The organism is Exiguobacterium sp. KKT215, assembly GCF_055635335.1.
The window spans coordinates 2,070,004-2,093,575 of the sequence record NZ_CM145756.1 but is presented as its reverse complement, the minus strand read 5'-3'; the positions used below and the strand labels follow the sequence as shown (position 1 = coordinate 2,093,575).

General features: G+C 54.1%; 22 protein-coding genes and 1 other annotated feature. Of the genes, 15 read left to right on the top strand and 7 right to left on the bottom strand.

Going from position 1 to position 23,572, the window contains the following annotated elements:
• Positions 1-13: 13 nt before the first annotated feature.
• From hemC to hemB, 3 genes are read left to right on the top strand one after another with little or no spacing between them, the layout of a single operon-like run.
• Positions 14-931 carry a hydroxymethylbilane synthase gene (gene hemC / locus ACZ2GZ_RS10940; protein ID WP_214713958.1) on the top strand — a complete coding sequence of 306 codons (918 nt, stop codon included), beginning with the start codon at positions 14-16 and terminating at the stop codon, positions 929-931.
• Positions 924-1,589 (top strand): uroporphyrinogen-III synthase, encoded by a 666-nt coding sequence (locus tag ACZ2GZ_RS10935; RefSeq protein WP_214713955.1) that lies wholly within the window; start codon positions 924-926, stop codon positions 1,587-1,589. The genes hemC and ACZ2GZ_RS10935 overlap by 8 nt, the downstream gene beginning before the upstream one ends.
• Positions 1,586-2,590 carry a porphobilinogen synthase gene (gene hemB, locus ACZ2GZ_RS10930; protein WP_214713953.1) on the top strand — a complete coding sequence of 335 codons (1,005 nt, stop codon included), beginning with the start codon at positions 1,586-1,588 and terminating at the stop codon, positions 2,588-2,590. Before ACZ2GZ_RS10935 ends, hemB begins: the two co-directional genes overlap by 4 nt.
• Before the next feature lie 166 nt (positions 2,591-2,756).
• On the opposite strand, the gene ACZ2GZ_RS10925 is transcribed toward hemB, so the two are convergent.
• Positions 2,757-3,872 (bottom strand): RNA-guided endonuclease InsQ/TnpB family protein, encoded by a 1,116-nt coding sequence (locus ACZ2GZ_RS10925; RefSeq protein ID WP_214713951.1) that lies wholly within the window; start codon positions 3,870-3,872, stop codon positions 2,757-2,759.
• Positions 3,873-4,101: 229 nt separating this feature from the next.
• Here ACZ2GZ_RS10925 and hemL point away from each other — a divergent pair, with 229 nt between their 5' ends.
• The 5 genes from hemL (at position 4,102) to ACZ2GZ_RS10900 (ending at position 10,103) form a co-directional block, all read left to right on the top strand.
• On the top strand, positions 4,102-5,406 hold the full coding sequence (gene hemL / locus ACZ2GZ_RS10920; RefSeq protein ID WP_058763202.1) for a glutamate-1-semialdehyde 2,1-aminomutase: 1,305 nt from the start codon (positions 4,102-4,104) through the stop codon (positions 5,404-5,406).
• A gap of 47 nt (positions 5,407-5,453) precedes the next feature.
• Positions 5,454-5,673, top strand: a binding site (T-box leader).
• Between the two features lie 55 nt (positions 5,674-5,728).
• Positions 5,729-8,380 carry a valine--tRNA ligase gene (locus ACZ2GZ_RS10915; protein WP_214713949.1) on the top strand — a complete coding sequence of 884 codons (2,652 nt, stop codon included), beginning with the start codon at positions 5,729-5,731 and terminating at the stop codon, positions 8,378-8,380.
• Positions 8,381-8,474: 94 nt separating this feature from the next.
• On the top strand, positions 8,475-9,251 hold the full coding sequence (locus ACZ2GZ_RS10910) for a hypothetical protein (RefSeq protein WP_214713947.1): 777 nt from the start codon (positions 8,475-8,477) through the stop codon (positions 9,249-9,251).
• An 18-nt stretch (positions 9,252-9,269) separates the two neighbouring features.
• The gene (locus tag ACZ2GZ_RS10905; protein ID WP_214713945.1) at positions 9,270-9,617 is read left to right on the top strand and encodes a short-chain dehydrogenase; all 348 of its coding nucleotides are present in this window, start codon (positions 9,270-9,272) and stop codon (positions 9,615-9,617) included.
• A 138-nt stretch (positions 9,618-9,755) separates the two neighbouring features.
• Positions 9,756-10,103, top strand: coding sequence for a hypothetical protein (locus ACZ2GZ_RS10900; protein ID WP_029595848.1), 348 nt, complete (start codon positions 9,756-9,758; stop codon positions 10,101-10,103).
• A gap of 200 nt (positions 10,104-10,303) precedes the next feature.
• On the opposite strand, the gene ACZ2GZ_RS10895 is transcribed toward ACZ2GZ_RS10900, so the two are convergent.
• From ACZ2GZ_RS10895 to ACZ2GZ_RS10885, 3 genes are all read right to left on the bottom strand, one after another.
• Entirely contained in the window at positions 10,304-10,504 is a 201-nt protein-coding gene (locus ACZ2GZ_RS10895; protein WP_029595847.1) for a hypothetical protein, read from the bottom strand.
• Complete coding sequence (locus ACZ2GZ_RS10890; RefSeq protein ID WP_158001045.1) at positions 10,501-10,677, bottom strand: hypothetical protein; 177 nt, start codon at positions 10,675-10,677, stop codon at positions 10,501-10,503. The genes ACZ2GZ_RS10895 and ACZ2GZ_RS10890 overlap by 4 nt, the downstream gene beginning before the upstream one ends.
• 87 nt (positions 10,678-10,764) lie before the next feature.
• Positions 10,765-12,201: a protein adenylyltransferase SelO gene (locus ACZ2GZ_RS10885; protein WP_214713943.1), complete on the bottom strand. Its 1,437-nt coding sequence runs from the start codon at positions 12,199-12,201 to the stop codon at positions 10,765-10,767.
• Positions 12,202-12,309: 108 nt separating this feature from the next.
• Between ACZ2GZ_RS10885 and ACZ2GZ_RS10880 the strand changes: the two genes are divergently transcribed.
• Both ACZ2GZ_RS10880 and ACZ2GZ_RS10875 read left to right on the top strand, forming a co-directional pair.
• Positions 12,310-13,554 (top strand): bifunctional folylpolyglutamate synthase/dihydrofolate synthase, encoded by a 1,245-nt coding sequence (locus ACZ2GZ_RS10880; RefSeq protein WP_214713941.1) that lies wholly within the window; start codon positions 12,310-12,312, stop codon positions 13,552-13,554.
• 44 nt (positions 13,555-13,598) lie between these two features.
• A complete protein-coding gene (locus ACZ2GZ_RS10875; protein ID WP_214713939.1) occupies positions 13,599-15,182 on the top strand; it encodes a hypothetical protein in 1,584 nt (527 codons plus the stop codon).
• A gap of 44 nt (positions 15,183-15,226) precedes the next feature.
• Here ACZ2GZ_RS10875 and ACZ2GZ_RS10870 read toward each other — a convergent pair whose 3' ends face one another.
• Genes ACZ2GZ_RS10870 through ACZ2GZ_RS10860 form a run of 3 tightly spaced genes read right to left on the bottom strand, consistent with a single transcriptional unit; the run spans position 15,227 to position 17,863 of the window.
• Complete coding sequence (locus tag ACZ2GZ_RS10870; RefSeq protein ID WP_214713937.1) at positions 15,227-16,888, bottom strand: hypothetical protein; 1,662 nt, start codon at positions 16,886-16,888, stop codon at positions 15,227-15,229.
• Between the two features lie 14 nt (positions 16,889-16,902).
• On the bottom strand, positions 16,903-17,466 hold the full coding sequence (locus tag ACZ2GZ_RS10865; protein ID WP_214713935.1) for a PilW family protein: 564 nt from the start codon (positions 17,464-17,466) through the stop codon (positions 16,903-16,905).
• Complete coding sequence (locus ACZ2GZ_RS10860; RefSeq protein ID WP_131471085.1) at positions 17,414-17,863, bottom strand: prepilin-type N-terminal cleavage/methylation domain-containing protein; 450 nt, start codon at positions 17,861-17,863, stop codon at positions 17,414-17,416. The genes ACZ2GZ_RS10865 and ACZ2GZ_RS10860 overlap by 53 nt, the downstream gene beginning before the upstream one ends.
• A gap of 163 nt (positions 17,864-18,026) precedes the next feature.
• Between ACZ2GZ_RS10860 and ACZ2GZ_RS10855 the strand changes: the two genes are divergently transcribed.
• Genes ACZ2GZ_RS10855 through ACZ2GZ_RS10835 form a run of 5 tightly spaced genes read left to right on the top strand, consistent with a single transcriptional unit; the run spans position 18,027 to position 23,452 of the window.
• Entirely contained in the window at positions 18,027-19,253 is a 1,227-nt protein-coding gene (locus ACZ2GZ_RS10855; protein ID WP_214713933.1) for a G5 domain-containing protein, read from the top strand.
• Positions 19,250-19,531 (top strand): hypothetical protein, encoded by a 282-nt coding sequence (locus ACZ2GZ_RS10850; RefSeq protein ID WP_021066864.1) that lies wholly within the window; start codon positions 19,250-19,252, stop codon positions 19,529-19,531. Before ACZ2GZ_RS10855 ends, ACZ2GZ_RS10850 begins: the two co-directional genes overlap by 4 nt.
• 10 nt (positions 19,532-19,541) lie before the next feature.
• Positions 19,542-21,191: a GspE/PulE family protein gene (locus ACZ2GZ_RS10845; RefSeq protein ID WP_251135235.1), complete on the top strand. Its 1,650-nt coding sequence runs from the start codon at positions 19,542-19,544 to the stop codon at positions 21,189-21,191.
• Between the two features lie 4 nt (positions 21,192-21,195).
• On the top strand, positions 21,196-22,230 hold the full coding sequence (locus ACZ2GZ_RS10840) for a type IV pilus twitching motility protein PilT (RefSeq protein WP_029595837.1): 1,035 nt from the start codon (positions 21,196-21,198) through the stop codon (positions 22,228-22,230).
• Positions 22,231-22,234: 4 nt separating this feature from the next.
• Positions 22,235-23,452 (top strand): type II secretion system F family protein, encoded by a 1,218-nt coding sequence (locus tag ACZ2GZ_RS10835; RefSeq protein ID WP_470295262.1) that lies wholly within the window; start codon positions 22,235-22,237, stop codon positions 23,450-23,452.
• Positions 23,453-23,572 lie beyond the last annotated feature (120 nt).

Genomic DNA, 23,572 nt, shown 5'->3' with positions numbered 1-23,572 from the left:
GGGATAACCGATCATGCGTAAAATTATCGTCGGCTCACGCCGCTCACAACTTGCGATGACACAGACGAAATGGGTCATCGATCAATTGAAGAAAGCCGGAGCTCAAAACGAGTTCGAAATCAAAGAGATCGTGACGAAAGGGGACCAAATCGTCGACGTGCAACTCTCGAAAGTCGGCGGCAAAGGGTTGTTCGTCAAAGAGATTCAGCAACAGATGATTGCCGGCGACATCGATTTCGCCGTCCACAGCATGAAAGACGTGCCGGCCGAGTTGCCGGAAGAACTCTATATCAGCTGCATGCCGAAACGCGTCGACGCCCGTGACGTGCTCATCTGCGAGAACGGCTATACGCTCGAGACGCTCCCAGAAGGTGCCGTCATCGGGACGAGCTCACTGCGCCGTGGTGCTCAAATGCTCGCCGCCCGCCCGGATTTCGACATTCAATGGATTCGCGGCAACATCGACACGCGCCTTAAAAAACTCGAGACAGAAAACTTCAACGCCATCTTGCTCGCCAAAGCCGGGCTCGAGCGCATGGGTTGGACGGACCGCGTCGACTTCGAAGCGCTTGACGCCGATATGATGGTCCCAGCCGTCGGACAAGGTGTGCTTGCCATCGAAAGCCGGAAGGACGACACTGAAGTGACGGCAATTCTACAATTGCTCCATGACGACGTGACGGCGAAAGCCGCAACGGCCGAGCGGACGTTCCTCAAGGCAATCGAAGGCAGCTGTCACGTACCGGTCGGCGGTTATGCGACGGTCGATGGCGACGACGTGACACTCACAGGCCTCATCGCCTCGGTCGACGGCAAAGAAGTGCTCCGTGTGACGAAGACGTCGTCAGACGCGGTCGCACTCGGGAAAGACGTAGCAGACGATTTGCTCGGACGCGGCGGGCGCGAAATTCTCGCCTCGGTCAATGTGTGACGTCTGGTACACAGGGACAAAACGACTGACCGCTTCGCAGCGAGCCCGGCTCACCGCGAGCGGTCTTTCCGTTCATCACGTCCCGCTCATCGAGACGAGATTGACGCACAATCAGATGCCGATCAGTCAATTCGATTGGCTCGTCGTGACGAGCCAGACAGCGGTGCCGGCACTCAGTGACGTCCCGCGTGACGTCAAAGTCGCGGCCGTCGGCGAGAAAACGAAACAAGCACTCGAGACCGTAGGATTCACGGTCGCGCTCATGCCGGAGACGTTTACAGGCGAGGCGTTGTTCCGTGACCTTGCGACTGTCGTAAAAGCAGACGAGGTCGTCTTGTTCGCCCGGGGCGACTTGGCGAACACGGCGCATATGGCAAAGCTCGAAAACGTCCACGACTGGGTCGTCTATGAGACGATCGGCCGTGAACTGACAGAGACGGAAGTCGAGGCGCTCGAAGGAATCGAGGCGCTCCTCGTCCTCAGCCCGTCCGCCGTCCGTGCCCTCACGCCATACCTCGACCATTTCCACGGGACGTGGTACGCCATCGGTGAAGTGACCGAGCGCGCCGTCCGGGAAGTGTCGACGTTACCGGTCCGAGTGCCTGAGTGTTATACTATGGATGCATTAATACAGTGTATAGGGGAGGATTTTTCATGAACCAGTTTGACCGTCATCGTCGTCTTCGTTCATCGAAGTCAATGCGTGCACTCGTACGTGAAAACCATGTTCGGAAAGAAGATTTGATTTACCCGCTCTTCATCATCGAAGGGACAGACATTAAACGCGAAGTCAGCTCGATGCCGGGCGTCTTCAACTTCTCGCTCGACCGTCTCGAAGACGAGATCAACGAGATTGTCGACCTCGGTATTCAATCGGTGCTCTTGTTCGGCGTACCTGAACATAAAGACCCGGAAGGCACGGAAGCGTATCATGACCACGGCATCGTCCAAGAAGCGATCCGTAAAGTGAAAGAGTGGGCACCACAGCTCACGGTCATCGCGGACACATGTCTGTGCGAATATACGTCGACAGGCCACTGCGGCATCGTGAAGAACGGTGACGTCGATAACGACGCGTCGCTACCACTTCACGTCCAGACGGCCATCACGCAAGCGCAAGCAGGCGCTGACATCATCGCGCCGAGCTCGATGATGGACGGTTTCGTCGCCGCGATCCGTGAAGGACTCGACCAAAACGGATTCAACCATATCCCGATCATGAGTTACGGCGTCAAGTACGCATCGGCGTACTACGGACCGTTCCGTGACGCGGCCCAATCGGCACCTGGTGAAGGCGACCGCAAAGGCTATCAAATGGACCCGGCGAACCGCCGTGAAGCGTTCCGGGAATCACAATCGGACGTCGAGCAAGGCGCCGACTTCATGATTGTCAAACCGGCGCTCGCGTTCATGGACATCATCCGTGACATGCGCGACTCGCTCGATATGCCGATCGTGGCGTATAACGTGAGCGGAGAGTATGCCATGGTCAAAGCGGCTGCTTTGAACGACTGGGTCGATGAAGAGCGCATCGTCATGGAGACGATGGTCGGCTTCAAACGGGCCGGTGCGGACCTCATCGTCACGTATTTCGCAAAAGACGTCTGTCGCTATTTGGAAGGAGACTACGCGTCAACAACCCACCACTTAACGAACTGACGGTCCGTTTGAAGCGGGGGCTTGCGTCCGTCGAGGACTTGACGGCGCCTCTACCCTCGTAGAGTGCGGTTACGCTCGTTCCTGCCCGGTAGTGCGGACGGCGCTCGGCCTCCTACCTTCGCGTGGCGGAACATCGGGACGGCCGACCTCGCCCCTGCCACGGGAGTCATGCTCCCGTGGCACCTGCACCGATGTGTTCGATGCCTTTCTGATGCAGGTTCATCGCGCCGACCCGGTCGTCGTTCGACCGGTACCGGCAGTTCTTGCATTGGAAGAGGTGCAGCTTCTTGTCCCGGTTCGCCTTCTCGGTGTGCCCGCATGTCGGGCAGGTCTGGGAGGTGTGTCTCGGGTCGACGACGATCACCCTTTGCCCGTTCAACGCGGCCTTGTACGCGAGCATCTGACGGAACTGGTAGAACGCCCACGACACGGAGACGTAGCGGTTTCTCGCGCGCACCTTCTCTGTGGCGGCACGGATGCCAGTCAAATCTTCTAGCACGAACAGCGTGCCCCTCGGGTGTCGGTCGACGAGTGCCTTCGTGACCTGATGGTTCACATCGGTCACATAACGGTTTTCTCTCGAGCCGAGCTGTCTCAGCCGCTTGCGGGCCGATGGGGTCTGCCGTCGTTGCAGCTGTTTGCGGGTGGCTTTGAACGTGCCTCGCTTGTGCTTCACCGTTCTTCCATCGTAGAAGGCGGTCTCGCCCTGGCTGTCGTACGTGACCGCCAGGAAGTTGATGCCGAGGTCCACGCCGACGACGTTGGTGACACGGGCGTCGTCGAGTTCGGGGAGCGCCTTCGTCACGGGGATGTGCAGGAACCATTTCTCGTGTTTGTGCACGAGTTTGGCCGTTCCGAATCGCCACGTCCCGTTGAAGTACCGTCTCATGCCCTTGCGCGCATAGTCCACCTTGATCCGGCCGTCCAGCGTGTTCACGCTGAACCGGTCCCGGGTGAGCGAGTAGTCGCGGTTCCAGACGAGGTCGTACTCGAGACGCTTGAACTCGACCCGGGACCACGCGTGCCCGTTCGACTTCGCCGACTTGTACCTAGCGATCACCGTCTTCATGACCGACTGGGCCATCTGGCTCTTCAGGCCGAAACGTTGCCGGAGCTCGGCATAGTGCGAGTCGTTGAGACTCGCCTGGTTCAGGTCCCTCGTCTCGAAGACGTGTCCCGACAGCCAGTCACAGGCCGACCGGTACGCGTCCATCGTCGCCCTCAGAGTAGCGGCTTGAGAGTCTTGGATGTAGATTTGTATTTTTGCAGTGATTGTAGACATGGTGCTCACCACCTTTCGCTATATAAACGATACCCGTTTTTTTAGCGGAGAATGAATTGACTTAACCAATAGAAGGGAGGAGGCAAGGTAGGAGTTCAGGAACGGTTATCATGCACATGTTTAGCATTATTGTGTCCCATACCGAAAATGATGGAAATTCCTCCCCCCCACTAATCGTCGGGCTGTGCCCGGGACACGATTGGAGTAAGGGTATCCTTGCCGATTAAAGATGACCTACAAACAAACACGCTCAGAAGCGGCGTTCGAACAAGCACGTCCGCTCATGCCGGGCGGGGTGAACAGCCCGGTCCGTGCCTATAAATCAGTCGGCATGACGCCAATCTTCGCTGAACGCGGTGAAGGCTCACGCGTCTACGATATCGATGGCAACGAATATATCGATTACGTCCTCTCATGGGGACCACTCATCCTCGGCCACCGCGACCCTGTCGTCACGAAGGCGATTCAAGAGCAAGCCGAGAAAGGCTGGACGTTCGGGACACCGACCGAGCTCGAAACAAAAATGGCCGAGCTCGTCATCGAGCGCGTCCCATCAATCGAGATGGTGCGCATGGTCAACTCGGGTACGGAAGCGACGATGGCGGCACTCCGCCTCGCACGCGGTTACACGGGCAAGACGAAAATCTTGAAGTTCGAAGGCTGCTATCACGGTCACGGCGACTCGCTCCTCATCAAAGCCGGATCAGGTGTCGCGACACTCGGTCTCCCGGACTCGCCGGGCGTACCAAAAGACTTGGCGAGCCAGACGCTCACGGTGCCATATAACGATTTGGATGCCCTCCGCATCGCCTTCGAGAAGTTCGGCGACGATATCGCTGGTGTCATCGTCGAACCGGCGGCCGGCAACATGGGCTTCGTACCACCGCAACCTGGCTTCCTCGAAGGACTCCGCGAAATCACGGAACAATACGGTTCGCTTCTCATCTTTGACGAGGTCATGACCGGATTCCGGGTCGGCTATAACTGTGCCCAAGGCTACTTCGGCGTGACGCCGGACTTGACGTGCCTCGGGAAAGTCATCGGCGGCGGCCTACCGGTCGGTGCCTATGGCGGGAAACGCGAGATTATGGAACAAATCGCGCCGCAAGGACCGATTTACCAGGCAGGGACGCTCTCGGGTAACCCACTCGCGATGATCGCCGGCTATACGACGTTGTCGCAACTCAAGCCTGAGCACTATGCTGAGTTCGAACGCAAAGCGGACCGTCTTGCCGAAGGCTATACGAAAGCAGCCGAGAAGTATAACATCCCGCACGACACGAACCGGGCCGGCTCGATGTTCGGATTCTTCTTCACGAACGAGAAAGTGACGAACTTCGAGAAGGCGAAGACGGCGAACCTCGACTTGTTCCGTGCTTACTATCAGAAGATGGCGGCGCGCGGCGTGTTCTTGCCACCGTCACAGTTCGAAGGATTGTTCCTCTCGACCGTGCATACGGACGAAGATATCGACTTGACGCTCGCAGCGGTCGACGCGACGTTCAAAGAGCTGCAACAAGAGTTTTCATTGTAATCTTGACGGAACCATCTTCTGTCGCTACAATTGTTTAACAGATACGATTAAAAGCTACGATGAGGAATAGTACGCCAACAACATCCTTTTTCAGAGACGCGGCCGCTTGGTGCGAGGCCGCGAAGGATGGTGCGGAAGTCGCCTCGGAGCTGACCTTTTGAACGAAGTAGGAAGGTCCGGTCCATCGACCGTTATTCGATTTTGAGGGCGCCACAAGTGGCGAACTAAGGTGGTACCGCGGAAGATACGGCTTCTTTCGTCCTTAGCGTTAAGGACGAGAGTAGCCGTTTTTTTGTCCACATTATTAGAGGAGGTTGGGCATATGACCAACGAGACAAACGAAATCACCATGCCGACGAAGTACGATCCAAGTGCGACGGAAGCGAAATGGTATGACTACTGGTTAGAGAACGACGTATTCAAAGCAGACGAGGACGATTCAAAACAGCCTTACACGATTGTCATCCCGCCACCGAACGTAACAGGGAAACTTCACCTCGGACACGCGTGGGACACGACGCTCCAAGATTTGCTGACGCGCCTCAAGCGCATGCAAGGCTATGACGTCCTCTGGCTCCCAGGGATGGACCACGCCGGGATCGCGACGCAAGCGAAAGTCGAACAGAAGCTCCGTGAGGACGGCATCATGCGTTATGACCTCGGACGCGAGAAGTTCCTCGAGAAGACGTGGGAATGGAAAGACGAGTACGCCGATACGATCCGTGCCCAATGGTCAAAACTTGGCCTCGGTCTCGACTACTCACGTGAGCGCTTCACGCTCGACGAAGGACTCTCGAAAGCGGTCCAGGAAGTGTTCGTCCGCCTCTATGAGAAAGGCTTGATTTACCGCGGCGAATATATCGTCAACTGGGACCCGGCGCAAAAGACGGCCGTTTCGGATATCGAAGTAATCTATCAAGAAGTCGAAGGCGCGTTCTATCACATGAAATACCCGCTCGCTGATGGCTCAGGCCACATCGAGATCGCGACGACGCGTCCGGAGACGATGCTCGGCGATACGGCCGTTGCCGTTAACCCGAAAGATGAGCGTTACGCGCACCTCGTCGGCAAGACGATCATGCTTCCGGTTATGAACCGCGAGATTCCGATCGTCGCTGACGACTACGTCGACATGGAGTTCGGTACAGGTTGCGTCAAGATCACACCGGCGCACGACCCGAACGACTTCGAGATCGGGAACCGCCACGAGCTCCCGCGCATCCTCGTCATGGACGAAGGCGGCAAGATGAACGAGAACGCAGGCAAGTACGAAGGGCTCGACCGCTTCGAATGCCGCAAGCAACTCGTCAAAGACCTAGAAGCAGACGGCACGCTCGTCAAAATCGAGCCGCACACGCACTCGGTCGGTCACTCGGAACGTTCAGGAGCGGTCATCGAGCCTTATCTTTCGAAACAGTGGTTCGTCGACATGGAGCCGCTCGCGAAAGCAGCGCTCGAAGCGCAAGGACATGACGACACGAAAGTCAACTTCGTCCCAGAGCGGTTCGAAGGCACGTACCTCCGTTGGATGGAGAACATCCGCGATTGGTGTATCAGCCGTCAACTCTGGTGGGGCCACCGCATCCCGGCTTGGTACCATAACGAGACAGGTGAGATTTATGTAGGTAAAGAAGCACCGGCTGACAGTGAGAACTGGCACCAAGATGAGGACGTGCTCGACACATGGTTCTCGTCAGCGCTCTGGCCGTTCTCGACGATGGGCTGGCCGGACACGGACTCAGCAGACTTCAAACGTTACTTCCCGACGAGCGCGCTCGTCACGGGTTACGATATCATCTTCTTCTGGGTATCGCGCATGATTTTCCAATCGCTCGAGTTCACTGGGAAGCAGCCGTTCAACGATGTGCTCATCCACGGTCTCATCCGCGACTCGGAAGGCCGCAAGATGTCGAAGTCGCTCGGTAACGGCGTCGACCCGATGGAAGTCATCGACCAATACGGTGCGGACTCGCTCCGCTGGTTCCTCCTCACGGGATCGACACCAGGGAACGACCTTCGCTTCTATTGGGAGAAGATCGAATCGACATGGAACTTCGCGAACAAGATTTGGAACGCGAGCCGTTTCGCCCTTATGAACATGGACGGCATGAAGTATGAGGACATCGACCTGTCAGGGGAGAAGACGCTCGCTGACAAGTGGATTCTCACGCGCTTGAACGATACGATCGACCAAGTGACGCGTCTCGTCGATAAGTACGAGTTCGGCGAAGCCGGCCGTTACTTGTACAACTTCATCTGGGAAGAGTTCTGTAACTGGTACATCGAGATGGCGAAACTCACGCTCTACGGTGAGGACGAGGCGGCGAAAGCGACGACACGTTCAGTGCTCGCGTACACGCTCGACTCGATCATGCGTCTCATGCATCCGTTCATGCCGTTCCTCACAGAGGAAATCTGGCAGCACTTGCCGCACGAAGGCGACTCAATCGTCCGTGCGAGCTACCCGACACGCCGCGACGAGCTCCACTTTGCGGACTCGGTACCAGCGTTTGAAGCGGTCATGAACGTCATCCGTTCGGTCCGTAACATCCGTTCGGAAGTGAACGCACCGATGTCGAAACCGATTCAGCTCTTCATCTCGACGTCGGATGAGGCGACTCAAGATTACTTGAGTGCGAACGAAACGACAATCGGCAAGTTCACGAACGCGACCGAGCTCGAAATCGGACGTGGCTTGACGGCTCCTGATAAGTCGATGTCAGCCATCATGACGGGTGCGGAACTGTTCATCCCACTCGCTGACCTCATCAACTTTGAGGAAGAAATCGCCCGTCTTGAGAAAGAAGTGGCGAAGTACGAGAAGGAAGTCGAGCGCGTTCAGAAGAAACTCGGCAACCCAGGCTTCACTGGCAAGGCACCGGCTCACGTCATCGACGAAGAGAAGGCGAAAGAGAAAGACTACCTCGACAAACGTGACGCAGTCCGTGCGCGTTTGGAAGAGTTGCGTAAATAATGAATCAACCTTCTTTGGAGACTTGTTCTCCGAAGAAGGTTTTTTTGTCGTTTGGTGGAATTTAGGAGAGGAGACGATATAAAGGTGGTGTGACATGAGACGAATCGGAATGATGTTAAGTTTGGCAGTGATGGGACTGAGTGGGTGTGTGGCGGAACGAGCTGAACCGATCGAACCGACGGAATCAGGAGTGACAATTAATGAAAGTGCAGAAGAGACGTCTTCCAAGGATATTCCCGTAACGACGGACAAAGAAGTGTTCGGCTCGATGATTGAGGACGTGCCGAAAGGGACCGTTCGACTAGTCGATGCGGTCACGTCCCAATACACGCTTCAATATACAGATGGCACGTCCGAGCGACCAGCGAGAGACGGTGTGATCTATGAGACGGTCATCGATGATCTCGGGCTCATTGCCATTAAGTTACCAAACCGCGACGATTCGTTCGGCGTGTTCAACTATTCACGGGACGAGGAGTGGGGGTTGCACGGGATTCAAAACTTTACGATTCCCGAGGCGGCCGAAAAAGTCCGACACGGGTTGGACTTGCCTGAAGAAGAGCTGTTTGTCGCCAACTTCGAGATGAGTCAGCTCGAGCGGCCGGTGGAGATGTGGACGTTGTATGATGAGACGCAATGCATCACGATTTTAGTGACCGATGCGTCCAGTGTGGCAGACGGAGAATTGATTGACCGGCGAGACGATTCAAATGAGCGGTATCGCTTGAATCAACCGGAAGGGAACGGCTTGTTTTACGTAGACCAGGGCAAGCTCATCGTCGTGACGGGCAATGTGTCGGAAGAGGTGTTGCTCGACCTTTCGGACTCGCTACCGGAGGCGTGGTCGGTGGATTTTCCAATTAAAGAATAAATTGAAGCAGGCGAAAGGATGAGTTCTAATTTGCCAGTGCACGAATTTGATTTATGGGAACGAACATTGAAAGCACCTACACGTAATCCAGATTATAATGGCTACACTGAGGTTGATGATGATTTTATCCAAGAGCGTATGGAAGCGTGCTCGATTATGCGGACCTATTTTCATTCGTATCATCGTCCTGATCTCGGTCTGGATTATTACGGAATTACCCTCATCCCAAACGAATCGTTATCGATGTTTTATGACATCGTCACGCAGTCACGTGTATTCCATCGTTCAGAAGAGTTGAGCGATTTGGCGAGTCTCATCATTCAAGCCGAACGCGAAGGCAAAGACTTGGTTCATTTTGGGATTTAACGGACTAAGAAAATAATTATACATTGCCATTCGTTACATAGACTCTCATTGAGAATGCGTGTTAGGAACGTAGGTCGAAACTTGGTTAAGTCGATGAAGGTATTTAAAGTGTACATATTTTTACAGGGAGGGATGGCCATGCCATACACGCACGAATTCGGTGTATTGGATTCAACAAATCGTCAATCATCATATGATACGTATACACCTGAACACTTCGATTGTGTCTCGGTGGATGGGGAGTGGGTGGATGAGTTTATCGAGGAGCTGAACGAGATGCGCACGTATTTCCACTCCTATGACCGTCCTGGATTCGGATTAGACGAATGCGGGATCACGCTCATTCCATATGAGTCACTGGCGCTGTTCTATCAAGTCGTCAAAGCGATGATGTACACGCATGAGTCGGAACAACTGAATCGACTTATTTCCAAAATCACACAAGCCCAAGTAGACAAGAAGGACATGATTCATTTCGGACTATGAGTCTATAGAAAAGAACAACCCCGAGCATCGTCATCGATGTTCGGGGTTTCGTTTGCGTTCGATGTAGATTATGCCAAATACAGTGGCGGCAAACAAAACATGCAAGAGGAGCGGTTGAGGATAACCAATGCGGAATAGATGCATGGCATAGACGACATAAAGGATGCTTCCGAATCCTACCAAGACGGAATAAAGAACCTTCATACGTCTTCTTCCTCCGGTTCTGTCCAAAACGGAAGACGACCGGTTGTCACGAAATACGAGGACGTGAGCAGGACGCCGATTGCGAGTCCAGTTACTTGCGGCTGAATCGGCTGACCCGTAAATGACAGATAAAAACTGTAGACGAGATAGGACGTGGATAAGACGATGATTGCCATGAGCAAGATAGTCATCTTCATTTCGATTCATTCCATTCAAGGTTATTCAAATGTCTCATCAAGGTGGAAAAGGAAACAGCAAAGAAAAAGGCAGGCATTAGCCAGGCCCAGTCATCTATGAATGGTCCTTGTAATAGCTCGATTGACATCAAGCAGGCAAACCCTAACGCAATGAGTGAAGTGAGTAGAAGCATGTTGAACCTCCTAAAAGTGATGTTATCTACTTTACGCTCGAAAATGAAAAAGGTTCCAAAAAAACCATCCTGCCGAAGCAGAATGGTTCACGTGCCACAAAATGTCTGATATGGATAGCTGCGAGGTGGTCCGGGAGAGACATAGCGTCCATAGTCGGCTTCGTAATCGTACGGCTTTCGCAATACGTCGAGCAGGGCATGGGCTGGTCCAAAGTCACCGCGCTCGGCTGCTGTGAGGGCGGCCTCGACATGATGGTTGCGCGGAATGACGGCCGGGTTATGCTGACGCATGAGCCGGATGACGTCCTCATCAGGAAGACCTTGCTCTCCGAGGCGTTTTTGCCAAGCGGACAGCCACGCCTTGCCATCATCTTGCTTAGCAAAGGCAAGCGAATTTGTGTCGCCGAGTGTGAGCGCGCGGAACGTGTTCGTGAAGTCAGCCTCAGACTCCATCATGAGCCGGAGCAACTCGTCCGTCAGTTCATCGTCGCCATCTTTTCGGACGTAGAGCCCGATTTTATGGGCGAGACCAGTAAAGTATGCCTCTTTATACGTTTCCGTGTAGTCGTTCAACAGTTTATTGGCGATATCGACGGCTGTTTCTTGCGTGTCAGCGAGGAGCGGCAACAGCGTCTCGGCGAGGCGGGCCAAGTTCCACGACCCGATATACGGCTGATTCGCATAGGCGTAGCGTCCCTCGCGGTCGATGGAGCTGAAGACGGTGTTCGGGTGATACGTATCCATGAATGCACACGGGCCATAGTCGATCCCTTCACCGCTGATGAACGTGTTGTCCGTGTTCATGACGCCGTGGATGAATCCGACGAGTTGCCAATCCGCAATGAGCTTCGCTTGGCGGGTGATGACGCGGCCGAGGAACTGTTCATAGCGATTCGGCTCTCCTTCAAGATCAGGGTCGTGGCGCTGAATCGCATAGTCGGCGAGAGCGATGACGTCATCAATCGAGCCGGCCGCAGCGGCATATTGGAACGTACCGACGCGCAAATGGCTTGCCGCGACGCGCGTCAAGATGGCACCATGCTTCGGTCCTTGGCGCATGATCGGCTCACCGGTCGTGACGACGGCGAGCGCCTGGTTCGTCGGGATGCCGAGGGCGTGCATCGCCTCACTGATGAGGAACTCGCGCACCATCGGTCCAACGGCGGCCCGTCCATCGCCTCCACGCGAATACTCGGTCGGACCTGAGCCTTTCAATTGAACATCGACACGCTTTCCGTTCGGGGCGACATGTTCTCCGAGCACGAGTGCTCGTCCGTCACCGAGCATTGTGAAATGGCCGAACTGGTGGCCGGCATACGCTTGCGAGAACGACGTCTCCGTCTGGCGATTACCGGCAAAGAGTGCGACGTCTTGACGTGCTTCGGCGTCGAGTCCGAGTGTCTCGGCGAGCGCTTCGTTCCAAAGGACGAGCTCGGGCTTATCGACCGGATGGACCGGTCCCCGGTCGTAAAAGATGTCACGGAGATCGAGGTAGGTCGCCTCGAAGTTCCAATTGGTTGTCATGGTGATTCCCCCTTCTTCGCCTCGAGTATAGCACAGCCGATTCCTTGCATAGCGCTTCGCGAATTTTGGTAAGATGAGAGGGAAGTGTGAAAACAGGAGTGATGGAAGATGGAGACGAGACTAGACGTATTGGAATGGCTGAACGGGCAGCTGCGGTTCGGGATTAAGCCGGGCCTGAAACGAATCGAGTGGATGCTGAACGCGCTACAAATCAAGGAGTTACCGTCGATTCACGTGGCGGGGACGAACGGGAAAGGGTCGACGGTCGCCTTCTTGCGGGCCATGGCGATGAAACAGGGCTTGAACGTCGGGACGTTCATCTCGCCATACATCATCCAGTTCGAGGAGCGAATCATGTTGAACGGGGAACCGATTCGAGAAGAGGACCTCGTCCAAATCGCCAACCGGGTCCGTGACTGTGCGAGCTCGTCACCGGAGACGTTGACGGAGTTCGAGCTGCTGACCGTCATGGCGTGGCTCTATTTCCACGAGCAACAGCCCGACCTCGTCATTTGGGAAGTCGGGCTCGGAGGACGTCTCGACTCGACGAACGTGTTACAGAAGCCGATCGCGACGGTCGTGACGTCGATTGGACATGATCATCAAGGGATTCTCGGCGACACGCTCGAAGAGATTGCCCTCGAGAAGTTCGGTATCATGAAGTCGGGTGTGCCGATGTTCCATAGCTTGACGGAGAAACGGTTGATTGAGTTGCTCGAACAACAAGGGGAGACGATGGATGCGCCGATTCACGACGTCACGCCGCTCGTCTCATCCGTAGAGGATGGGGCCGACACGGTCGTCACGTATGATGGGATGCCTCCGGTGACACTCGGATTGACCGGACACCATCAAGCGTATAACGGAGCGTGTGCTGTCGCCGTCGCGCGCCATCTCGGCTGGAGAACAGAGGCGATTCAAGCAGGACTCGAATCGGCGCAACATCCGGGGCGTTACGAGCTGATTTCGAGACAGCCTCGTATCGTGCTCGACGGGGCGCATAACGCGGAAGGCGTCGCCGCACTCGTCGAACAGCTGAAACTTGAGCGTGACGTGACCGTCCTTGCCGCCATTCTTGCCGATAAGGACCGGGAAGCGATGGTCGCGTCGCTCCAGAAAGTGGCGGGCGTCTATGAGACGACGTTCGATTTTCCGCGTGCCCGGACGAAAGACAGTCTGATTGCGGATGGTGCTCGTTACGTGGACTGGCAGGATTGGTTGGCTGCGTGGTTCGAAGCACCGAAATCCGAGACGCTCGTCGTGACCGGGTCTCTCTACTTTATCAGTGAAGTCAGAACCTATTTCCAAAGTTTGAAAAAAACCGCTTGTGAACAGGAAGAAAAAGGGGTATGAATTAACTGAAGAAGTGTGATGACAAACCGACTGGAGGCACAACGATGAAGAGGCAGCTAAGATCCAAGTACGGGTTCCTCATAGTAATAGGGATGGTCTTATTGTTGTTCGCGTATACATCAACGTTTGCGAATAACGGGAACGGAAGAGGAAATGGGAACAATAACGGCAATAATGGTAACGGTAATGGAAACAAACAGGGCATTGTTTTTCAAACGGATATTAAAGATGAGACAATTCGAACAGTTACACCAGAAGCTGTGCTCATAGGAGACAGTTTTGATTTGACATATGACTTGTCATTGAATAACATTCTTGATTTTACAAACGGTCCGAACATCAATTCTTACAAGTATGTAGAATGGGCTGTGACAATTGAAGAGACAATTCCAGAAGGATTATCTGCAGTCGTAACTCCTTCAACAGCTCACAATTTAAATTTTGATCCTAAAACACGTCTCTTAACGGGAACGATCAATGTACTCTGTGGAAAGAAAAACTCCGGACTTGAATCTTGTAATGATTATAAGAATGCAGCATTCTCTGACCTCATCACCGTCAAATTGATTGCAGAAAAACCGGGTAGTTATACGTTCGAAAACGGACGGTATGCCTATTCGTTGGAAGCTGACCATTCTGGGAATGGGAGCGGTGCGCAAAAACATAATCGTTCGTTCACTGATGCTGGGAGTGGCTTCACAAAAACGACGGTGACGGTAGAAGAACTGAAAATCAACGTTCCAAGTGAAACGACGATTTATTTGGGGAATTCAAAAACGGTAGAAGCTAACTTAGCGACTGTGAAAGCGGCGATTCCACCAAATGCGAAACTCACATGGGAAATTGATAAGTCCAGTTTCGTAAATCAAACGAATTCAACGAATCAAAGCGTTACGTTAAAAGCGTTGGATGCCGGTGAGGCGACTGTGAAAGCCGTTTATGAATACGCGAACGGTCAAAAAGTTAAATCAAATGATATGAAGGTTGTCGTAAAACTACCGGATTTATCATTAACTACAAATGATCAAGAACTTTGGGTGTACAAAAATGAAGCAGGAACATTGGTTAAGCAACAGACTTTATTGACATTGGAACAATTGGTGGAAGATAAACAAGCTCTTGCCAATCCGCTTGCTGTAAAATGGAACGCTGATTCGTCCGCCTTGAAAATTCTCTCAAGTCAAAACACGTCTGCTACCGTACAAGCCGAGCATGGGAGTACGAGCAACGTTTCGGTCGTTGCGAAATTAAAGGATTATATCGGACAGACGATGCCTGTCTTGATTAACGTGAAAGAGTATCCACAAAAAGTCTCGACACCGAACGTCATTCTCTACATGACAGACAGCCCATATAGCTATCCGGTCAAATTCTGGCCGGAGACGGCAAACGTGACGGGTTACGGTTTGACTGTCCTCGAAGGAACGGATGTCATGACCGCAAAAGATGGCGTATTGACACTCTTGAAGCCGGGTATCGCGAAAATCGGTCTGGTCACAGAGGACGTCAGTGCATCATTTAAAGCAGGAGAAGGTCCGAAAATCATCAGCCAAACGTTCTACGTCCGCGTCAAAGCAGGTACGGATCCGAACCCAGGAACCGAAGATCCGTCTGGCGATTTCTATTAATCTCAATCATAGAAAAGAGGCTACTCGTGAGAGCAGCCTCTTTTTCATTTCTTCAATTGTTGACCGACGAACAGTTGGAGCTGGTTTGTGACCGGGAGCGTGTCGATTTGGCGGAATACACCCTCATTATATTCCATGACGAGACGTGAATCGTCGACGTCTGGAGAGGCAATCACATTCCCAGGAGCGAAATAAGCTTGTTTATTCGCCTGTTGCGGTAATGATTTAAACGAACCGCGGAATGTGTTTACTTCGAGCGGCCCTTTACTATACAGACCGCCTTTCATGTTGACAATGGAGCCGACAGAATAGAGTCGAGTCGGTTCAGTCGAAGCGCTGTACATAAATGCTTGGAGCGTCGAAGAACTGTCCTGGAATTCATTGATTCGATTCAATAAAATTTTTCCTTCGGCGAGCAGGACGAGTGAACTGTCATTCGCACCAGAAGCGACCGGCAATAAATCCGCGCGATCAATGAACGCGTCTCCTAATGTATAAACGGTCGTATTGAACGCGACTTTCCCACGAATCGTCAAATCCCCATTAATGATTAGTGGGCGGCTAATGGTGATGGTGTCTAATGCGTCGATGGTGACATCTCCGTTTAAGAGAAGCGGGACGGTGCTGTTCGTAATCGACTTGGTGATGACCATCGGACCTGTCACACCTACTGGAAGATTGATGAGTTGTAACGTTTGGACCGAATTGAGCTGGCTGGAATCGATAAACTCGGTCGGCCGTTCACGTGGCGTTGTCTCTCCATCGACGACGTAAGTTTGCTTGAGAAAGGGTGAAATCGTCGATGTCGGGATTAACGTTGATTGAAACAGCGTTTGCTTCGGTGAATTGGTATAAGGCAATTTACCGGCAGTGGCACGGTGTCGGTTCGCGAACTGGATGACCGAGTAATTCAAGTTAAAGCGAGAAAAGGTACTCTCAACCGGACCAATCTCAGGTTCATAGTTCACACCAGGCGTGGTCGAATTCGTGAAATAGTTCGGCGTCTCGCAGCCGTCGCACGTCGCCCCGTTTCCGAGGTCAATGCGGCCATCGAGATAAAACCGGCTCGAGGCGCTATTGTTCAGCGTGTTGATTTGGTCTTTCAGTTGGTACTTCGCGTCGCGTTCGAGTGCGAGCTTTGTCCCCGCAAACAAGTTCCCTTCAATCTTCGGTGGACCATTGACCGTCAACGTGTCGTCCGACCCGAGCACGTAATAGAGGAATGACGGCAGCGCCGTCACATACACTTCTTGGCTATACGAGCTCGTTTGCATCGGCTGTTCCGGCTTCGCTTTCGTCGTCCCGGTCGCGGTCAACGTGAGCACCGTCGTGAACGGGGCGTTCGCCTGGTCCGCCGTCGAGCGGGTGATTGAGTAGCGGATATCGTTATCGCCCGATTGGCGCGTCCCTGCATACAACGTATCCTGTTTAAGTACAGTCTCGACTTTCGCCTGGAACAATTGCTCGTTCTCCATATACGGTTGGACGACATTCGCATCGTGGAGCGGGAACGTCGCTCGGAGGTCGGCGACGAGCACATCGAGCACGCCTTTGACGTCGGTATCGAGTTGCGTCTCATCGACACGGAGATTCGTCTGCTTGTTCGTGGCCAAGTTGACTTGAATCGCTGCGAGCGAGAGGACGGCGAGTGCCGCCATCGTCACGAGGACGAGGATGAGGACGTAGCCTCGTTCATCTTGTTTCATTTGACTCCCTCTTTTCATAACGGGATGGTGCTCGTGAACGTTTTGACGAGCGTCGTATCTTCACGAGAGGCGAGTGTCACTTGAATTTCAATCAATCCAGAAGTGATATATGCCTCACGTCCGCGCCTTGGATCGGTCACTTCGTCGCGGAGGTCGATGTCGACGGACTGAACGATGACGTCAGGGTTGTTCGTCACAAAGCTCGACGGGTCGAGCTCGAGCACGGCGTCCTCCATATAATCACCTTGACGATACAGGATCCCTTCCGTCGAGATGCGTGGGGTATGGAGACGGTGGAACGAATATGTATCCCCGTTGACGGTCAAGGCGTCGAACTCGGTCCGGTTGATGTCTTGGAGGACACTCGTGATCAAATAGTCGGCCTCACTCCGGAGCGAGCTCGTATCGTTCGTCAGACGGAAACCGAGCGAGCCGGACAAGAAGACGGTGATCACGATGCCGGCGAAGATGGCAGAGATGATGAGTGCGAGCAACAACTCGACGAGCGTGACGCCGTCCTCACGGTCACGGAAGCTCCGGAACGTCCGTCTCAGGGAATTTATCTTGAAGCGTCGCATTCGTCACCACTCCTTTCAACGTAATCGGTTGGAGCAACGTCTCCGAGGCGACGGTAATCTCGACGTTGACGAGGTCAGCGGCCGGCTCATTGCCCGGAGAGAGGATGGTCACATCGAAGGCGCGCCCGTTGATCGTGACGTCACATAAATCGCAGACGTTGGCCGGTGTCTGTTGGAGCGCCGCGATATCGATCGGGTCCCGTGTCTCGGCTGCCCGGCGCTTCAATGTATTGAGCGTGTTTTGGGCGACTTGGTTCGCCACGGTCCGGTCAAGATCCGAGGAGGTGATTCGCAAGCTTTGGGAGAAGATATTCATGAGCGATAATGCCAGGATCGAGACGACGACGATCGAGACGAGTACTTCGACGAGCGTGAAACCTTGTTCGGAACGGTTCAACGCATTGACCTCCTTTTCAAAATTCATTTAAAGATAGGAAAAAAGAGACTTTTAACCTGAAATAATTGTTATTTTCTGTACAATGCATATTATACTAAAGTTACAGTGGGAACGGATAGTAATTCAAAAGTCTCATTTGACTTGAAATAGAGGGGGAAATGGAATGAAGCGATATGGGATGCATTTGTTCATCCTGGCGGGACTTGTCCTGCTCGTGTCATTGCCGACGATCGGGCTCGTGAACTATCTCGACGCCTCGGCGAAGACGAGTGCTACATATAAAAAGACGACCGTGGCCGGCATCGATGTGTCGGGGATGACGAAGGAAGAGGCGGTCGTCCGGCTCGATAACGCCATCAAAGACTTCAACAACACGCCGTTCACGGTGACGCTCGTTGATGGGACGGCCCTCGAAGTCGGCAAGGACGTCGTCTCATTCAACGTCGATGCGACGCTCAAGACGGCTTCTGAACCGGGTACATATCCGCTCGTCACGACGGTCGACGAAGAGCGGTTGACGCCTTACTTAGAGAATCAACCGGTGACGCTATCGATGGTGACACCACCGCTCGTCGAAGCGGCATCGAACTTGAACTCAGATGTGGTCCTCGAGATGACGGCGACGGAGAGCGAAGTCGTCGCCTCGATCACCGTCAGTCCGACACCAGCGATGCGCTCGGCACTCGAACGGATGAACGGCTTCGAGATGGAAGCCGGGGACATCTTCAGCTTGAAAGCGTTCGGGGAAGATTTTGACGCGCTCAGCACGCTCGGGTCATCAATGTATCAGTTGTTTGCGGCGACACCGTTCCAAATCCTTGAACGCGTGCAACATGAGACGCTCCCGACCGGCATCGAGCTCGGCTATGATGTCAAAGTCGACGAGCGCTCGAACTTCGCTGTCCAGAACACGGAACAGACACCGTACGCACTCATCGTCTTAGAAGAAGGGAACGCGATGACGGTCCAATTGCTCGGTAAAGTATTCGTTGGAGCGTACGAGTCGCGCGTCGAAGACGTGACGAGCGTCCCTTACCAAAACATCGTTCGCTTCTCGCCATCGCTTACAGCTGGTAGTTCGTCTGTGACCCAGTCCGGACAGACCGGCGAGTCAGGCAAGCTGTACCGTGTCCGCATCACGGATACGGGTGAGTCGCTCGAACTGCTCGGGTTTGATTTTTATGAGCCGATCCCGGAGATCGTGACGAAAAGTTCCGTCCCGCTCCCACCTCCAGAGCCTGTCGAACCGGTCATCCCAACTTTCCCGGATGAAACACTGGAAGATGACCCGTTCGATGACGATGTAGAAGATGACGGATTGAATCAGTTTGAAGAACAGCCACCGGTTCATGACACGGATCCGGTACCAAGTGAGGGGGCAGTCGGATGATCGGATATTTAATTTTGATCGCCTTTTGGGTACTCGCCACATTGACCGTGTTCGCCTTGTCGATTCCGTACATTCGGAAACGCGAGACGAAAGGGGTCATCGTATTGCTCGTCGCCGTGCTATCGCTCGGCGTCTATAGCCTTTATGTCGAAGGGCTCGAGCGGACGTGGTGGGCGTGGGTCCTCCTCGCCCTCGGTTTGGCCGGCGGTGCGGCACTCAGTGCGTTCATCGAACAGCGAGACGTCGCACAGGAGGTACCACAGAGGATGGTGAAGTAAGTTGAGAAGAATGAAAAAACGGCTCGGCGAGATGCTCGTCGAGGCGGGTATCATCACGCAAGGCCAGCTCGACGAAGCGCTCGCACAAAAGCGGACTGGGGAAAAGCTCGGGGACGCGCTCATGCGATTAAACTATTTGACCGAGACGCAATTGATTCAAGTGTTGCACGAACAGTTGAACGTGCCGGTCATTTCATTATATTCAGAAGATATCAACGTGACCGTGACGAAACTCGTCCCGAAAGTCATCGCCCAAAAACATGACATCATGCCGATTTCGCTACAAGGAAACACGTTGTTCATCGCGACGGCGGACCCGCTCGACTTGATCGCCATCGATGACGTCCGGCTTCAGACGGGGATGAACATCGAGGTCGGGATCGCCACGCGCGAACAGATTCGCAAGACGATTGGCCGCTATTACGAGATGGATGCGTCACTCATCGAGATTTTAAAAGAAGAAGCACCGGAACTCGATCGCGAAGAGACGGCGTCGCGAGATGACGCGCCGGTCATCCGGCTGGTCAATCAGCTCTTCTTGAGCGCCATCGACCAACGAGCCTCAGATATCCACTTCGACCCGCACGAGAAACAGTTGCACGTCCGTTTTCGGGTCGATGGTGACCTCCGGACCGAAGCCATCTATCCGAAGAAGATTCAAAGTGTCATGCTGACGCGCCTCAAGGTCATGAGTAACCTAGATATCACGGAGAGCCGCTTGCCACAAGACGGACGTATCAAATATACGCTCCGGGGCCGCCCGTACGACTTCCGCGTCTCGACGCTCCCGACGATGTATGGCGAGAAAATCGTCATCCGGGTGCTCGACTCGTCGGAAGGGTTGACCGATTTGACGAAACTCGACTTCGGCGACAAGAACGAGGCCGTGTATCGCGACATGCTGAAACGGCCGAACGGGATTATCCTCATCACCGGGCCGACCGGGTCAGGGAAGTCGTCGACGCTCTATGCGTCGCTGCGCGAATTGAACGATGAATCGAAGAACATCATCACGGTCGAGGACCCGGTCGAGTATCAGCTCGACGGCATCAACCAAGTCCAAGTCAACGCCAAGGTCGGCTTGACGTTCGCGTCGGGTCTGCGTTCGATTTTGCGACAAGACCCGAACATCGTCATGGTCGGGGAAATCCGTGACACCGAGACGGCCGAGATCGCCATCCGGGCATCATTGACCGGTCACTTGGTGTTATCGACACTACATACGAACTCGGCTATCAGCTCAATCACTCGCTTGATTGACATGGGGGTCGAACCGTTCCTCGTCGCCGCCTCGACTTCAGGGCTTGTCGCCCAGCGGCTCGTCCGTCGCGTCTGTCGGGATTGCGGGCACGAACAGCCGGTCTCGAAACGGGAACAGGAACTGTTTGCTGCTGAAGGCGTCCCCGTCGAACGGATCATGCGCGGCAACGGCTGCGCCTCGTGTAATTTCACGGGATACCGTGGACGGCTCGCCATTCATGAGGTCGTGCCGATCGATGAAGGGTTGCGCCGGTTGATTATGAACCAGGCGACAGAGGCCGAGATGGTCGCCTATGCGAAAGCACAAGGCGTCCGCTTTCTCCTCGCCGATGGACTTGAGAAAGTCGCACTCGGACTGACGAACACCGAAGAGATATTGAGAACAGTGATAACGGAGTGAGCCTATGATCCATCAGTCGATTGAAGTGATTTTAACGAAAGCGGTCGAGCAACGCGCCTCGGACATCCATTTGACCGCCGGCTCGCCGCCGATCATCCGGGTCGACGGGAGCCTCATCACGATGGGTGACGAGAAAGTGTTGCCGCTCCATATCGAGAGCTATTTGAAAGACATCATGACCGAAGAGATGCGGGGCCGACTCGAGATGCAGCGCGACCTCGACTTCTCGTTCGGGGTGCCGCGCGTATCGCGGTTCCGCGTCAACGCCTATTACCAACGGGGCACGGTCGCGATCGCGTTCCGTTCCATTTCCGGGGAAATCCCGACGATGAACGAGCTCGATTTGCCGCAAGTGCTGAAGCGACTGATTGAGAAGCCGTACGGGCTCATCCTCGTCACCGGACCGACGGGGTCAGGGAAATCGACGACGCTCGCCGCGATGATTCATGAGATCAACCGCACGCAGCGGAAACGAATCATCACGCTCGAGGACCCGATCGAGTATTTGCACTCGCACGACCAGAGCATCGTCGACCAACGTGAGATCGGCTCGGACGTCATGAAGTTCGTCGACGGGCTTCGGGCCGCGCTCCGGCAAGACCCGGACGTCATCTTGCTCGGGGAGATGCGTGACCTCGAGACGATTTCGACGGCGATGACGGCTGCCGAGACGGGCCACCTCGTCATGGCGACGCTCCACACGTCGAGCGCGATGTCGACTGTCAGCCGTGTCATCGACGCGTTCCCGGCCGAGCAACAGGACCAGATTCGGACCCAGCTCGCCAACGTCCTGCTCGGTGTCGTCAGTCAGCGTCTTTTCCCGCGCGTCGACGTGCCGAAAGGTCGTGTCGCTGCGATGGAGATTATGATTGGCAATCCGGCCGTCGCCAACTTGATTCGGAACGAGAAGGAGTTCCAACTCCCGACCGTCATCCAGACGAACCGGCAGAACGGGATGCAGACGATGGACATGGCGATTGAACAGCTCGTCCGTCAAGGCGTCATCAACCCGAACGCCGTACCAAATGAAGAGAGGTGACTGAATGGCCATCTTCCAATATGAAGGCAAACTGCTGAACGGAAAGCGTAAGAAAGGGCGGGTCACCGCCGTCTCGCTCCGAGAGGCGAAAGAAAAACTACGCCAAGAATCGATTCTCGTCACCGAGCTCGCTGAACTCGAGTCGACCGGATTGAATAAAGAAGTCAACCTGCTCCCCGAGCGGGTCAAGATTGAACATTTGATTATGTACGTGCGTCAGTTCGCGACGCTCATTCGGGCCGGCGTGCCAATCGTTCGGGCCACATCCATCTTGCGCGTCCAGACCGAATCGAAAGTGTTGAAGAAGACGCTCAGCCAAGTCGAGGATGATTTACGCGAAGGGATCGCCTTCTCGGAAGCGATCAAGAAACACCCGCGTGTGTTCTCGAACTTCTTCAGCTCGATGGCACTCGCGGGTGAGGCGAGCGGGAACTTGGAGGAGGCGCTCGATCAAATCGGGCTCCAGCTCCAAAAACAATATGACGTCAAACGGAAAGTCATCTCGGCGTTGACGTATCCGCTCGTCGTGTCGATCGTCGCCATCGGCGTTGTCGCGTTCCTCATGGTCAACGTCGTCCCGACGTTCGCGAGCATCTTCGGACAGCTCGGCGGGGAACTCCCGCTCATCACGCGTATCGTCGTCGCCGTCTCCGATCTCGTCGCCGCCTATTGGTGGCTCATCTTCGGGGGGGCACTTCTCGCCCTGCTCGGCTTCACGTGGATGTTGAAGCGTGATAAGGAGCGATACGTCATTGATGGACTATTGTTGAAGATGCCGATTTTTGGGCCAATCGTCCTGAAATCGCAAATCGCGTTATTGACACGAAGTTTGGCCGTCTTGCTGCAAGCAGCGGTCCCGATTTTATCGGCGATTGAGATTACTGAGAAGATCGTCTCGAACCGGGTCATCCGCAAAGGTCTTGCTCAAGCACGCAAGATGATGGCACAAGGAATTCCACTCCATGAACCGCTCGAACGGAACGATAGCTTTCCACCGCTCATGACGCAAATGATTGCGGTCGGCGAGGAGAGCGGAGATTTGGACTCGATGTTGAACGAGGTCGCGGAGTTTTATGAGACCGAGGTCGAGACGACGACAGACCGCCTGAAATCGATCATCGAGCCACTGTTGATTGTCGTCTTGGCGAGCATCGTCGGCGTCATCGTCATCGCGATTGTCGTCCCGATGTTCCAAATTTATGGCGATATCCAAAATCAGTAGAAATTTTTTATTTATTTGCAGATTTCCATCTTTTCAATCCTTAATTTTGAATGTATAGTAAAATTGTTCTACTTATTATTAGGTCAAAGGTAATGCATGCAGCACACAACACAGCACAAC